This window comes from Bacteroides sp. 1001136B_160425_E2 (assembly GCF_015559655.1).
Lineage (GTDB): Bacteria > Bacteroidota > Bacteroidia > Bacteroidales > Bacteroidaceae > Bacteroides > Bacteroides luhongzhouii.
Window position 1 is genome coordinate 1 of sequence record NZ_JADMQH010000011.1, and the last position, 13,745, is coordinate 13,745.

Annotated in this window: 12 protein-coding genes; 7 read left to right on the forward strand and 5 right to left on the reverse strand. The window is 42.5% G+C overall.

Going from position 1 to position 13,745, the window contains the following annotated elements; genetic code table 11:
- Positions 1 to 241: 241 nt before the first annotated feature.
- The 5 genes from I2I04_RS12270 to cdd all read right to left on the reverse strand — a co-directional run bounded on the left by I2I04_RS12270 (position 242) and on the right by cdd (position 5,719).
- Entirely contained in the window at positions 242 to 1,876 is a 1,635-nt protein-coding gene (locus I2I04_RS12270) for an ABC-F family ATP-binding cassette domain-containing protein (protein WP_195655123.1), read from the reverse strand.
- A 375-nt stretch (positions 1,877 to 2,251) separates the two neighbouring features.
- A complete protein-coding gene (locus I2I04_RS12275; RefSeq protein ID WP_143259501.1) occupies positions 2,252 to 3,625 on the reverse strand; it encodes an FAD-dependent oxidoreductase in 1,374 nt (457 codons plus the stop codon).
- Between the two features lie 99 nt (positions 3,626 to 3,724).
- Positions 3,725 to 4,306 (reverse strand): DUF417 family protein, encoded by a 582-nt coding sequence (locus I2I04_RS12280; protein WP_195472614.1) that lies wholly within the window; start codon positions 4,304 to 4,306, stop codon positions 3,725 to 3,727.
- Between the two features lie 88 nt (positions 4,307 to 4,394).
- Complete coding sequence (locus I2I04_RS12285) at positions 4,395 to 5,234, reverse strand: AraC family transcriptional regulator (protein ID WP_008025757.1); 840 nt, start codon at positions 5,232 to 5,234, stop codon at positions 4,395 to 4,397.
- Between the two features lie 2 nt (positions 5,235 to 5,236).
- Positions 5,237 to 5,719 carry a cytidine deaminase gene (cdd, locus tag I2I04_RS12290; protein WP_143259503.1) on the reverse strand — a complete coding sequence of 161 codons (483 nt, stop codon included), beginning with the start codon at positions 5,717 to 5,719 and terminating at the stop codon, positions 5,237 to 5,239.
- A gap of 110 nt (positions 5,720 to 5,829) precedes the next feature.
- Here cdd and I2I04_RS12295 point away from each other — a divergent pair, with 110 nt between their 5' ends.
- The 7 genes from I2I04_RS12295 (at position 5,830) to I2I04_RS12325 (ending at position 13,738) form a co-directional block, all read left to right on the forward strand.
- Positions 5,830 to 6,735, forward strand: a complete 906-nt coding sequence (locus I2I04_RS12295) for a glucosaminidase domain-containing protein (protein WP_143259504.1) — start codon at positions 5,830 to 5,832, stop codon at positions 6,733 to 6,735.
- Between the two features lie 81 nt (positions 6,736 to 6,816).
- On the forward strand, positions 6,817 to 8,214 hold the full coding sequence (locus I2I04_RS12300) for an NAD(P)/FAD-dependent oxidoreductase (RefSeq protein WP_195655124.1): 1,398 nt from the start codon (positions 6,817 to 6,819) through the stop codon (positions 8,212 to 8,214).
- A gap of 232 nt (positions 8,215 to 8,446) precedes the next feature.
- Positions 8,447 to 9,694, forward strand: coding sequence for an efflux RND transporter periplasmic adaptor subunit (locus I2I04_RS12305; protein ID WP_195655125.1), 1,248 nt, complete (start codon positions 8,447 to 8,449; stop codon positions 9,692 to 9,694).
- A 17-nt stretch (positions 9,695 to 9,711) separates the two neighbouring features.
- Positions 9,712 to 10,377, forward strand: coding sequence for an ABC transporter ATP-binding protein (locus I2I04_RS12310; protein WP_195655126.1), 666 nt, complete (start codon positions 9,712 to 9,714; stop codon positions 10,375 to 10,377).
- A gap of 67 nt (positions 10,378 to 10,444) precedes the next feature.
- Positions 10,445 to 11,071 (forward strand): GIN domain-containing protein, encoded by a 627-nt coding sequence (locus tag I2I04_RS12315; RefSeq protein WP_195472622.1) that lies wholly within the window; start codon positions 10,445 to 10,447, stop codon positions 11,069 to 11,071.
- A 96-nt stretch (positions 11,072 to 11,167) separates the two neighbouring features.
- Positions 11,168 to 12,457, forward strand: coding sequence for an ABC transporter permease (locus I2I04_RS12320; RefSeq protein WP_195655127.1), 1,290 nt, complete (start codon positions 11,168 to 11,170; stop codon positions 12,455 to 12,457).
- Positions 12,458 to 12,484: 27 nt separating this feature from the next.
- Positions 12,485 to 13,738 (forward strand): ABC transporter permease, encoded by a 1,254-nt coding sequence (locus I2I04_RS12325; protein WP_195472626.1) that lies wholly within the window; start codon positions 12,485 to 12,487, stop codon positions 13,736 to 13,738.
- Positions 13,739 to 13,745: the final 7 nt, after the last annotated feature.

Consider the following 13,745-nt stretch of genomic DNA (forward strand, 5'->3'; position numbering starts at 1 on the left):
TTTTATAGATAAAAAAGGAGATAGTATAGAAAATAATAAAATAAAAGGTTATAAATCTACCCTCACCACCCCTCACCTTTGACCCATATCTTATAATAAAAAGATAACGGGGAATCTTAAAAACTCAATCATCTTTTTCAGATTTACCACAACGTTTCCAGAATACTCCATTATTTTATTCAAAACTGTGCGGATATGAATTAAATTTTGGTGCGGTTGCCCTGGATAAAATATCAATAGACTAACTCAATAAAATGCATTGTTCGACACCAATTTCCTGAATAAAATAATTGTCGTGTGAGATTGCTATCACAGTACCTGCATAATTTTTGATAGTAGCGGTGATAATTTCAATACTTTGTATGTCCAAATTGTTGGTAGGTTCATCCAGGATAAACATATCAGGGGTATTGTTACTAATCATCAGACAGCAGAAAGCGAGACGCATTTTCTCACCACCACTAAGTTTCCGGCAGGATTTGTCCCATTCGGATGCAGGAAACAAGTAACGGTTTAGAATAATCTTTATTTCATGCTCCGGCAGATTCCGGCTGTTGAAAGCGTAAGCCTGTTCAAGAATACTGTTCCGGTCGTCAATGATCGAATACTCTTGATTCAAATAGACATAGCTAAAGTCCGTCCGTGTCAGGGTTCCTTCCTGTGGTTGAAGTTGGCCGGTGATTAATTTCAATAGAGTTGTTTTCCCGCTACCGTTGGCTCCTTCTATACGGAGGCGGTCTCCGCTCTTTAGCTGAAAGCTGACAGGAGCTTGCCAAAGCTGTTGTTTTGAGATACTATTTTCCTGAATATCATTGTTAATCGAATTGGAATGATAACTGAAGTTAATCTCTTTTGCTGTCACTAATATCTTCCCGGTATGAAGCGAGGAACTGTTGAAATCGGTTTTTAATGCCGCAGTCGGAGAGAGCGAACCTCGAAGCTGGTTGCGTTCATTTGTTAACTTCTCGGCTTTCTCCTGATGAACGCCAGTCAGTTTACTAGTGCTCTTCTCGGATTTCCCTTGGAGTGCGTTCAATACAATGCGTGGAACTCCTTTTTTTATATTACTCTTTTCGCCGCGTACATTCTGTTTGTCCCTGCGTTCGGCCGTTTCGCGAGCCACTTTACGGGCAATACGTAGTGCCTTTTCTTTTTCTTCAATGCGTTGTTGCAATGCTTCCTGCATCAGCGTTTTTTGTTCTTTGTAGAATTCGTAATTTCCGCCATAATAATTGATTTGATGCTTCTCCAATTCGCAAATTTCGGGGAGAAGATTGAGCAGAGTACGGTCATGACTTACCACCAACAGGGTGGAACGATATTTTTCTACCCAGTCATATAAACGTTGTCTGCCGGAAGAGTCGAGATGGTTGGTCGGTTCATCCATAAGTATGACAGATGGATGATGAATGTCCATACCTGCCAGGAATACGCGGGTCTTTTCACCACCACTAAGCAGATTCATCGGGTAGGATAGCGTAAACTGTCCTAATCCCCATAAATCGAGAGCGGCGATGGAACGTTCTTCGATATTCCAGTCATCATTTAGAATGGTGAAATTCTCGTTTGAGACATCTCCTGCCAGGATAGCGTGCAGAGCTTGCTGTTTGCGCTCTATTTGAAGAGCCTGTGCGATGGTCAGTGAATCATATTGCCCGAAATGTTGCGGGATATAATATAGGTCGTTCGGGCGGACAATGACACCGGAAGAGGGTGATAACTGTCCGGCAATAATTTGTAGCAAAGTAGACTTGCCACAGCCATTGTTACCGACTAATCCCAATTTCTGCCCTTTACTGATGGCGAAATTGAGGTCACTGAATAATACTTCTTTATCCGGATGGATATAGCTGATTTGTTGGATACTGATAGACATGATGATCTATTGGGTTTGAGGTTGAAAATAGAGTGAAAAAAATCACAGGATAGGGGAACGACAAACACAATACTGGCTAAACAACACGGATTTCGTGATGCTTAACAAAATAGAAAAAGCATATAAGAAAAGTGATGTTTACTTAGAAGTGTTGTCTTACTTAGTAATTCTCATTGCGGTAGGTATATAGTTTAACTTGGCTGCAAAGATAACACTTTCTATTAGATTTTACTCTGTTGAAGTTGAAAAAAATGAATTTCATTTATTTAAAGGTTCCGTTTACCTCATTCAGAGCCTTCGATTACTACAAATAGAGCCTCTGTTTATCCTATTCAGAGGCTCTGTTTTAGAAATGAGTTATACTCTTTCTTATTCTTATACATCAAACAGTTGATTTAATCCCTCACTCATACTGGGATGCGTGAAGATAAAATCGCGCAAGAATGTAGAGGTTTGCCCTGTTTTTATCGCCATAGCTACGATATTGATGATTTCTGAAGCATCGGCGCAGAATAGAGTACAGCCCATAATCTTCCCGTTATGATTATTGATGATAGCTTTTAGCATACCATCAGTCTGCCTCAATGTACGGGTACGGACGATGGAGGAAGCCGGCAACCGGGAAACCTTAAATGAATATCCTCTTTTCAGAGCTTCTTCTTCACTGATTCCGATATGTGCCAATGGCGGATCAATAAACACTGCATATTGCACAGGATCACGGTCTCCGATATCACGTTTCTTGTCGCCGAAGAGCTGGTCACGGATAATCCGGAAATCATCCAGCGAGAGATATGTAAATTGCGATCCGCCTTTCACATCTCCCATTGCCCATATATGAGGAACAGTAGTGCGTAACTGATCGTTTACGATGATAGCTCCGTGAGCATCAACTCCTACACCCGCTGCTTGCAGATTCAATCCCTCAATCATCGGTTTACGTCCCGTTGCGATAAGAATGGCATCTCCATCTACATAATAAGGAGTACCGTCGGATATGTCCGAGTAAGTCAGTGTCACTCCGTCATTCGTGTCATGGATAGACTGCGCACGAGCGTTCAGATGGATTTCAATACCTTTCTTCTCCATCACTTCTTTGACGCTGTTTGCAATATCCCGATCTTCACGAGGCATAAATTTGTTTCCTCCTTCGAGTATCGTCACTTTACTGCCGAAACCGGCATACATAGAAGCGAACTCCAGTCCGATATATCCTCCACCTATGATAATCAGGTGATGAGGAAGTACGCTTAAGTCCAGAAGCGTGCTACTGGTATATACATGCTGACTTTGCTGAATGCCATCTATTGCCGGGATAATAGGAGTAGACCCCGTATTGATAAAAATCTCTTTTCCTTGCAGCTCGATATATCCTTCAGGTAGTGTTACCTTTATAGTATTCGCGGATATAAAAGAACCCATCCCGGTGTAGATAGTCACATTAGGACGTTTGCTTAGTCTTTCGTAATTATCATTCCTAAGAAAGGAAGTGAGGCGGTTCTTTCGGCCGATGGCCTGTTTGTACATATTCGCCTGCTTCGGAAAATCATCGTGGTAAAGCAAAGCGGAAACCTCGGCTTCATGCACCAGTGTCTTTGTTGGGACACAGGCTACATTCGGACAGCTTCCTCCATACATCATGTTGGAACGTTCTACGATGGCCACTTGCCATCCGCGGTTGGAAAGTTCGGCAGCCAGGGTTTTCCCTGCCTTGCCGAATCCTATAATAATTGCATCATATTGTTTCATAACTTCTTGTATTAACGATTCGTATGAGACTATATAACAGTCTGAAAATACGATTTGTTCCGCAATGGCAAGAAGTCAGAATCCTCTTTAGTGGTTGTCTTAGTCTTTTTTAAGTGTTTTGAGTACGCGTTGTGACGAGTCGGATAATAACACTACGGCACTGGCCAGGATCACAATGTCTTTAATCACCAACCGTCCTGCACCGGACAGTAACGGGAAACCGAATTCTCCGCTTCCCAAGTCGGGGACCCAGACTTCCGGGGTGGTGACAAGAAAAGAAAGTGTTCCGAGCGTCATGATAATAGCCAGGGTGTCGCCTGCCAATCCCACTTTTGGGAAAAAGATTCCCAGGAATACCAGTATGCCAATGCTCATAATAAGAGCTCCCAGTCCGTAAGAGAAAGTATAAGTGCGGTTTGCTTCGTGCCATGCACGATTTTCCGGGACGAAAGCACCCTCCGCATTTTTATGTTCTTTGTATTCGGGTGCACCTTTAGCATAGAAGAAACTCATAAAAGGACTGTTGGCTACAAACGGAACAATCCCGTCGGCTTCATAGTGGAAATACTTCAATCCGCCTATCCATACAAATACTACCAGGATGGCAACGCGGATAAATTTAATACCAAAACTTTTCAGACTTGAAGTGAAGGTCAGTAAAGCGATCAATTTCTCTTTCATTTTGTTGGGGTTTTAATGGGTTTATCTTATGTGGCAAAGGTCGTCCATTCCCACTACCCCCCAAATAGCAATACTTCCGTATACCTTATCAATTTTTCCCTTCCTGTGTATTTCTGAATTGCACGGCGCTCTGTCCGGTCATATTTTTGAAGAAACGGCTGAATGAAGCCTGGTCTTCAAATCCCAGAATATCGGCAATTTCTTTGGCACTTTTGTTGCTGTAAAGCAGGAGACGTTTAGCTTCCGCTTCCACCCGTTCGTGGATAACCCGAAGCGGCGAAGGCAGTTTGCAGGTAGAAAAGATGTTCGATAGTGTCTTGGGAGATTTATGAAGCATATCGGCATAGTCCTGTACCTGTTTTTTTGTCCGGTAATGCTCGTCGACCAAGTTATAGTATTGGCGGACAATCTCGAAGCCGGATTCTTTTTCACGGGTGATATTCATGCGATGACGTGCAATCCGGGTACATTGAATAATGAAACGTTTCAGCAGGATGCGCAACATCTCTTCCTGCAGGCTGTCGGAAACAGTAAATTCGTTTTCCAGTGCTTCGGTAATAGTGTCGAGTTCTTTACGTTCTTTTTCATTCAGTGTGAAACGGATCAGGTGAGATGAGCCGTTGAACAGGAAACCGCTGCATGACACTTCATGGTCGTTGCCATAGATACAATAGAAATTGCTGTTGAACAACAAAGTCAGGTATTCGCCGTCAATCGATTTAAATTCGAGATGTTGCAGATGGGTGAGTGAAATCACTTCATCTTTGGTAAGCGTCATTTCCTGGTGGTCGATTTCTACCGTGATGCTTCCGTTGCGTACCCATATAAATTTATAAAGCCCTTTTTCTTTTTGCAGTGCTTTTTCTGTCAGATAAGAGTCTGTAAGTGCGAGTGTCCCTTTTAGTTTCGTGTGATATTGTTGTAACATAATTAATCCTCCATTGCTGATGCGTCAAATGATAATGGCAGTAGATCGCCTATACTTTTTACTTCGTAGATACATTCTTTGCCATATAATAGGATGCGGATGGGCTGTTTGTAACGCTTTTCCGTTTCCAGAATCACTTGCCGGCAAGCCCCGCAGGGAGGAATCGGATGGTCGATAAAGTCCTTTTCCGTTCGTGCCGCAATGGCAAGAGTGACAACCGGTTGGTCGGGATATTGAGAGTTGGCATAGAATAATGTAGTACGTTCTGCACAAAGTCCCGACGGATAGGCCGCATTTTCCTGATTGGTTCCTGTCACCACCGTCCCGTTGCCTAATAGCGCGGCGGCACCTACGGAGAAATGGGAGTACGGAGAATAACTACGAGCTGTTGCCTCCATGGCAGTCTTCATAAGTGCCCGATCGGCCTCATTCAACTCATCATATTGATATACTTTAATAATAGCGGTAATTGTGAGGTCTTTCATATACGTCAGGGTATTGGTTTCTACAATTAATGTTACAAAGTTAGGAAAGAGATTGATAATCCCAATTATTTTTCGGATTTTTGTGCCATCTAATCCACATCTGAATAAAAATGGAGAATAAACTGCATAGACTTATCTTTTTAACCGTCGTTTTCTTCTTTGCCGTAGGAGTGCAGGCGCAGAAGCGGAATGCCCGTTACATCGAATATATAAATAAGTATAGTGATTTGGCTGTTGAACAGATGAAGCTTCATAAGATTCCGGCTAGTATCACGCTGGCACAAGGATTGCTGGAAAGCGGTGCCGGATATAGCCAGTTGGCGCGAAAGAGCAACAACCATTTTGGTATTAAATGTGGAAGCAGCTGGCGGGGACGTACGGTTCGTCATGATGATGATGCACGCAACGAATGTTTCCGTGCTTATAAGCATCCCCGTGACTCTTACGAAGATCATTCTGACTTCCTTAGAAGAGGTGCCCGTTACGCCTTTCTTTTCAAACTCGATATTACCGACTATAAAGGCTGGGCGCGTGGACTGAAAAAAGCAGGCTATGCTACCGATCCTTCTTATGCTAACCGTCTGATTACAATTATCGAAGATTATGACCTGTATAAATACGACCGTAAGGGGGTATATTCGGAACGGAAACTGAAAAAGAATCCTTGGTTGATGAACCCGCATCAAGTGTATATCGCTAATGATATCGCTTATGTGGTAGCCCGCAACGGTGATACCTTTAAAGATTTAGGCAACGAATTTGATATTAGTTGGAAGAAACTTGTGAAGTACAACGACTTGCAGCGTGATTATACTCTGGTGGAAGGAGATATCATCTACCTGAAGAGCAAGAAGAAAAAGGCTTCCAAACCTTATACTGTATATGTTGTGAAGGATGGAGATTCCATGCATGGCATCTCTCAAAAATATGGTATCCGTCTCAAAAATCTGTATAAGATGAATCGTAAGGATGGTGAGTATGTTCCGGAGATAGGAGACCGTTTGCGTCTGCGATAGAGACTTCTCTCAAAAGTTTCGAATTTCGAAAACTTAATGACTCATTCATGTGTTATTATCTGGATAAAACATGATTAGAATATGAGTCTTAACATTACAAAAACTAATAAGAAACGTGTCGTCATAGTAGGCGGTGGTTTCGGTGGCTTGAAACTGGCTAACAAGCTGAAAAAGTCAGGCTTTCAGGTTGTACTGATAGATAAAAACAACTATCATCAGTTTCCTCCTTTGATTTATCAGGTGGCCTCGGCCGGTATGGAGCCAACTTCCATCTCTTTCCCCTTCCGTAAAATATTCCAGCACCGGAAAGATTTCTATTTCCGTATGGCGGAAGTACGTGCCATTTTCCCGGAAAAGAATATGATTCAGACTTCCATCGGAAAAGCGGAATATGACTATCTGGTGTTAGCGGCAGGTACCACAACCAACTATTTCGGTAATAAACATATCGAAGAGGAAGCCATGCCAATGAAAAATGTGTCAGAAGCGATGGGATTGCGAAACGCTCTTTTGGCTAATCTGGAACGGGCGCTGACCTGTTCAACGAAACAGGAACAACAAGAACTACTGAATATCGTAATTGTAGGAGGTGGAGCAACCGGAATAGAAATAGCCGGAATACTTTCCGAGATGAAGAAATTCGTCTTGCCGAATGATTATCCTGATATGCCCAGCAGTCTGATGCATATCTATTTGATTGAAGCCGGGCCGCGATTGCTTGCCGGAATGTCGGAAGAATCTTCTGCACACGCTGAACAGTTTCTTCGTGAAATGGGAGTAAATATCCTGTTGAATAAACGTGTTGTGGATTATCGTGACCATAAAGTAGTACTTGAAGATGGTACAGAGATTGCCACGCGTACTTTTATTTGGGTGAGTGGTGTCACCGGTGTGACTATCGGCAATCTGGATGCCTCTTTGATTGGACGTGGAGGACGTATTAAAGTCGATTCATTCAACCGTGTAGAAGGGATGAGCAATGTGTTTGCTATTGGTGACCAATGTATTCAGTTGGCTGATGAAAATTACCCGAACGGGCATCCTCAACTCGCACAAGTGGCGATCCAGCAAGGAGAACTGCTGGCAAAGAATCTGATTCGTATAGAGAAAGGGCGGGAAATGAAACCTTTCCATTACCGTAATCTGGGCTCGATGGCGACTGTCGGGCGCAATCGTGCCGTGGCAGAGTTTAGTAAAGTAAAGATGCAGGGATGGTTTGCCTGGGTGATGTGGCTGGTTGTTCATCTGCGTTCTATCCTTGGAGTGCGTAATAAAGTCATTGTGCTCTTGAATTGGATCTGGAATTATTTCACTTACGATCAATCTATGCGTATGATTGTCTATGCCCGTAAAGCAAAAGAAATTCGTGATCGTGAAAAGCTGGAGGAGACTAATCATTGGGGAAAAGAACTGATACAGGAACCGAAGCAACACTCTCCGCAGGAGAGCCGGGAACCTTCCGGACAAGAGAAAAAATAGTAAATGAGAAGTCATTATACCGTAGTTGACAATCCGTCATTATCCAGGTATACTGACATTCCGCCAACAAGTGGATAGATTCATATTCTGAACGGTAAATTCGTACAGGGTGTCCGATATCGGACACCTTTGTTTTTTGTTATATTCTATTTATCAATCACTTACGGTTTTGGCATAGATTTGGTATATGAAATGCTAAATTGATACATGATAAAATCGTAAACGATCAGATATGGACAGAGAAATTCCTAAAGAAGTACGTCAGAAAGAGCGTAATAAGAAGATCATTCGTTATTCATCCATTGGAGCGGCAAGTATTATTGTCGTTGGTGTACTTATATCTGTACTAAGGGCAGGAGTGGAGGCAAAAGATCTTGTCTTTTCCACAGTCGATAAAGGAGTTATTGAGGTAAGTGTCAGTGCTTCCGGCAAGGTGGTTCCTGCATTTGAAGAAATAATCAATTCTCCAATCAACAGTCGTATTCTTGAAGTTTATAAAAAAGGAGGAGATAGCGTAGATGTAGGTACTCCGATTCTGAAACTCGACCTTCAGAGTACGGAGACCGAATATAAAAAGTTGCTGGACGAAGAGCAGATGCGTCGGTATAAGCTCGATCAGCTTCGTGTCAATAATCAGACGAAGCTTTCCGATATGGCGATGCAGATTAAAGTTTCGGCTATGAAATTAAACCGGATGAAGGTGGAGTTGAGAAATGAACACTATCTGGACAGTCTTGGTGCGGGAACAACGGATAAAGTGCGCCAGGCTGAATTGAGTTATCATGTTGCCCAGTTAGAGTACGAACAACTCCAGCAGCAATATAAAAATGAGAAGGAGGTGGCGGCTGCCGAACTGAAAGTCCAGGAACTTGATTTTAATATCTTCCGCAAGAGTCTCTCCGAAAAGAAACGTACTTTGGATGATGCGCAAATCCGTTCTCCGCGCAGAGCTATTCTTACCTATATTAATAACCAGATTGGTGCGCAGATTTCTGAAGGCGGGCAAGTCGCTATCATTTCCGATTTAAGTCATTTTAAGGTAGAAGGCGAGATTGCTGATACGTATGGCGACCGTGTGGCAGCCGGAGGAAAAGCAATTGTTAAGATAGGAAGCGATAAACTGGAAGGAACGGTCAGTAGTGTAACACCGTTATCCAAGAATGGCGTCATATCATTCACGGTTCAGTTGAAGGAAGATAATCACCGTCGTCTGCGCTCCGGATTGAAGACAGATGTTTATGTGATGAATGCTGTAAAGGAGGATGTGATGCGTGTTGCCAATGGCTCATTCTATGTTGGACGTGGTGAATACGAACTGTTTGTCTGCAACTCTGACGATGAACTGGCCAAACGTAAAATACAGTTGGGTGATTCAAACTTTGAATATGTAGAAGTTTTGAGTGGATTGCAACCGGGTGACAGGGTAGTGGTAAGCGATATGAGTGCATATAAGAACAAGAATAAGTTGAAGATCAAATAAATTAAATACTAGAAGTTATGATAACATTGAACTCTCTTTCCAAAATCTACCGTACTGATGAGATTGAAACGGTAGCGTTGGAAAATGTGAATCTGACGGTAGAACGTGGGGAATTCTTAAGTATAATGGGACCTTCCGGGTGTGGAAAATCTACGTTGTTGAATATAATGGGATTACTTGACACACCTACTATGGGAATGGTAGAAATCAATGGGATACGTACCGAAGGGATGAAAGACAAAGAATTGGCCGTTTTTCGTAATAAAACGCTTGGTTTTGTGTTTCAGTCTTTCCATTTGATTAATTCGTTAAATGTTATGGATAATGTGGAGCTGCCTTTACTTTATCGTTGTGTTGGCAGTAGTGAGCGAAAGCGGTTGGCACAAGAGGTATTGGAAAAAGTAGGGTTAAGTCATCGTATGAGACATTTTCCTACACAACTTTCCGGTGGTCAGTGCCAACGTGTGGCTATTGCCCGTGCTATTATCGGTAATCCCGAAATAATCCTTGCCGATGAGCCGACAGGTAACTTGGATTCAAAGATGGGAGCCGAAGTGATGGAGCTGCTTCACCGGTTGAATAAAGAAGATGGACGCACCATCGTCATGGTCACCCATAATGAAGAACAGGCGAAGCAGACTTCGCGTACCATTCGTTTTTTTGACGGACGACAAGTGCAGTAGAACCTGCGTTTTATACATGAAACTAAATAGAAAAACAAATTGATATATCTCTAAATTAAAAACCACCATGACAAAGAATATTTTCATCATTGCGATAGCTATCCTGTTAAGTGCTGCTTTTTGTTCGCTATCAGCACAAAATGTGAGTAAAGATTATAATGTAGGCGACTTTTCTGCCATCAACCTGCAATCTGTCGGAAATATTATTTTCGCTCAATCGGCAGAATGTACCTGCCGTTTGGAAGGACCTTCCGAATTTGTAGAGAAAACCCGGGTAACGGTGAAGAATGGTACACTGGTTATCGATTATAAAGAGAAGAATGCAAAGAATGTCAAGAATCTGATTTTTTACATAACTGCTCCCGATTTGAGTAAAGTGAAAATCGACGGGGTAGGGAACTTTGATGCAAAGGAAAAATTGAATCTTAAAAATATAGCTTTCAAACTTGACGGAGTGGGAAATTGCAACGTGAAAAATCTTCATTGCGATGAACTGAAACTCGATGTCGATGGAGTAGGCAATATGAAAATGAATGTTGACTGTGGTATTATCAAGGCTAAAGTGGATGGAGTAGGAAATATCACTTTATCGGGTAAGGCTGATACTGCTTTCTTTAAAAAGGATGGTGTTGGTAAAATCAATCACAAAAACCTGAAATGTAAGGATATAACAAAGAAGGGCTGGAATTTCTAATGTGGAACGTTCTTTGACGAACTCCTGTGGAACCTAATCGAAAAAGAATAAAAAAGACGGGTAAGAAATATACTGAACTCTATACTGGTAACGATAATGATAAAACTCTATTTTAAACAAGCATTCCATCTGTTGGGAGAAAATAAACTGCTTTCTTCTATTTCCATTATTGGTACAGCTTTGGCTATTGCTATGATAATGGTGATCGTGATTACTTTACGTGCGACTATTACTCCCTTTGCGCCGGAAACCCATCGTGACCGGATGCTCATTTTCCGGTTTGTCGGACTTCAAAGTAAGTCCAACGTGAATTGGCAAAGCAATGGCCCTATCGGATACAATACGGCAAAGGCTTGTTTCAAAGCAATGACAACTCCCGAAGTTGTTTCCATTACTAACATTTCACAGGAAACAATGCTGGCCGCTAAACCGGCAGGTGAGATGAAAAGTTGTAGTGTGTTGCAAACAGACGATGCCTTCTGGAAAATATTTGAATTTGAGTTTCTATCCGGCAAACCATACGATAATGCCGATTTTGATGCCGGAGCAGCAAAAGCTGTGATTTCCGAAGATATGGCTCGCCACCTGTTCGGGACATCAGAAGTGGTTGGAAAAACATTCCTTCTGAATCATTCTGCCTATATTGTTTGCGGAGTGGTACGTCCGGTCTCTAAACTGGCGAAGTACGCTTATGCGCAAGCCTGGATTCCTTTGAGTTCAACAAATGCCTTTACAGAAACTTGGGGCAATGACGATATCATGGGCATGACTGCCGTTTACATTCTGGCTAAATCAAAAGACGATTTTCCGGCTATTCATCAGGAAGCAGACCGCTTGCGGGCTATCTTTATGGCAGGGCATCCCAATTTCGATTTACTCTATCGTGGACAGCCTGATACTTATTTCGTAGCCGCGCAACGCTATTCCGCCAACAATCCTCCGGCTGTGAAAGAAGCAGTACGGCAATACATACTGACATTGCTTGTCTTGTTGATTGTCCCTGCCGTCAACTTGTCCGGACTCACTTTGTCACGTATGCGTAAGCGTATTTCTGAAATAGGAGTGAGAAAAGCCTTTGGTGCACCCAGACGGGAGCTTATGATGCAGGTATTGTCCGAAAATATGCTTTATTCCCTGTTCGGGGGAATTCTTGGACTGGTATTAAGTTATGTCGCTGCCTTCCTTTTGGGAGGAATGCTTTTCTCCATAGACTTTGTATCCAATGGGGTGGAAGATTTGCGGACCATGTGTGTCGACTTACTGTTTGACCCTGTCATGTTCCTATTGGCATTTCTGGCTTGCTTCTTGCTCAATTTGCTAAGTGCCGCCATTCCGGCATGGAAAGTAACTCGCACCAATATTGTGGATGCCATCAACGAAAGATAATTCTTCAACTCATTAATTCTAAAGAAAATGCAACTATTAAAACAAATATGGAATGAACGCCGGTCAAACGGATGGTTATGGTCAGAACTATTAATTGTTTTTGTTGTCCTGTGGTATGTGGTCGACTGGACGTATGTGACGGCGCGTACTTATTACGAGCCAGTAGGATTTGATATTACCGATACGTATTATTTAGAGCTAAGTCTGAAAAACGACAAGAGTGATTCCTATCTTTCGAAAGAGCAAAAGAGTACAACTTTAGGACAAGATATCATCGAGTTGGCCAATCGTCTCCGGAGGTTGCCGGAAGTGGAAGCTGTTTCTGTATCCAGCAATTCGCGTCCCTATATTGGAAATAATTCCGGTATAATGCTGCGTCTTGATACATTGGTTAGTAACCCGTTGCAGCGGGTGATGACTCCCGATTTTTTTCAGGTATTTCGTTATCAAAGTACCGATGGACGCGGTTATCAGCCATTGGTGCAGGCTTTAGAAAATGGCAATGTGGTAGTCGGTGAAAATTTCTGGCCCAAAAAATATAAAGGAGACCGCATGCTGTTGGGTAAGGAAGTAGTTGATGTGGATGATTCTACGGAAGTATATAAAATAGGAGCTTTGTCAACGAAGGTACGTTATAATGACTTCTGGGCTAATTATAGTGATCGATATGTGGCTATTGCTTTTACGGAAAAGGAAATGGCGAAACTGGAAGGAGAATTTTATCCTTCAAATATAGAAGTATGTCTGCGCGTGAAACCAGGGACCTCCAAAGACTTTGCGGAATATTTGATGAAATTGTCCGCCAACCAGTTGAGTGTCGGCAACTTGTTCATCCTGAAAGTGCATGATTATGAAGATATACGAAATGACTTCCAGCAAGAGAGCTATAACCAGGTACAGGTACGTTTCTGGATGATGGGCTTCTTATTACTCAATATCCTGCTGGGTATTGTCGGCACATTCTGGTTTCGTACGCAACACCGTCGTGCCGAGTCTGCGCTTCGTATAGCAGTCGGGTCCAGTCGGATGCAGCTTTGGCAGCGTTTGAATAAAGAAGGACTACTATTATTGACTCTGGCCGCTTTGCCTGCCGCCGCCATATGTTATAATATAGGCTATCTGGAATTGACTGGAGGGGTTATAGAGTGGGGAGTAGTGCGTTTTCTAATCACGTTTATTATAACCTACTTCCTGATGGCTTTGATGATTCTCATTGGTATTTGGTTTCCTGCTCGTCAGGCAATCCGCATACAGCCTGCCGAAGCGTTACGCGAAGAATAAAAAACTT

What these genes read in the sequence shown, in the direction of transcription:
- I2I04_RS12280 (WP_195472614.1), bottom strand. Translation starts at nt 4,306, where the DNA reads ATGAAAGAGAAATTGATCGCTTTACTGACCTTCACTTCAAGTCTGAAA.
- I2I04_RS12270 (WP_195655123.1), bottom strand. Translation starts at nt 1,876, where the DNA reads ATGTCTATCAGTATCCAACAAATCAGCTATATCCATCCGGATAAAGAA.
- I2I04_RS12275 (WP_143259501.1), bottom strand. Translation starts at nt 3,625, where the DNA reads ATGAAACAATATGATGCAATTATTATAGGATTCGGCAAGGCAGGGAAA.
- I2I04_RS12300 (WP_195655124.1), top strand. Translation starts at nt 6,817, where the DNA reads ATGAGTCTTAACATTACAAAAACTAATAAGAAACGTGTCGTCATAGTA.
- I2I04_RS12325 (WP_195472626.1), top strand. Translation starts at nt 12,485, where the DNA reads ATGCAACTATTAAAACAAATATGGAATGAACGCCGGTCAAACGGATGG.
- I2I04_RS12310 (WP_195655126.1), top strand. Translation starts at nt 9,712, where the DNA reads ATGATAACATTGAACTCTCTTTCCAAAATCTACCGTACTGATGAGATT.
- I2I04_RS12320 (WP_195655127.1), top strand. Translation starts at nt 11,168, where the DNA reads ATGATAAAACTCTATTTTAAACAAGCATTCCATCTGTTGGGAGAAAAT.
- I2I04_RS12315 (WP_195472622.1), top strand. Translation starts at nt 10,445, where the DNA reads ATGACAAAGAATATTTTCATCATTGCGATAGCTATCCTGTTAAGTGCT.
- cdd (WP_143259503.1), bottom strand. Translation starts at nt 5,719, where the DNA reads ATGAAAGACCTCACAATTACCGCTATTATTAAAGTATATCAATATGAT.
- I2I04_RS12285 (WP_008025757.1), bottom strand. Translation starts at nt 5,234, where the DNA reads ATGTTACAACAATATCACACGAAACTAAAAGGGACACTCGCACTTACA.
- I2I04_RS12295 (WP_143259504.1), top strand. Translation starts at nt 5,830, where the DNA reads ATGGAGAATAAACTGCATAGACTTATCTTTTTAACCGTCGTTTTCTTC.
- I2I04_RS12305 (WP_195655125.1), top strand. Translation starts at nt 8,447, where the DNA reads ATGGACAGAGAAATTCCTAAAGAAGTACGTCAGAAAGAGCGTAATAAG.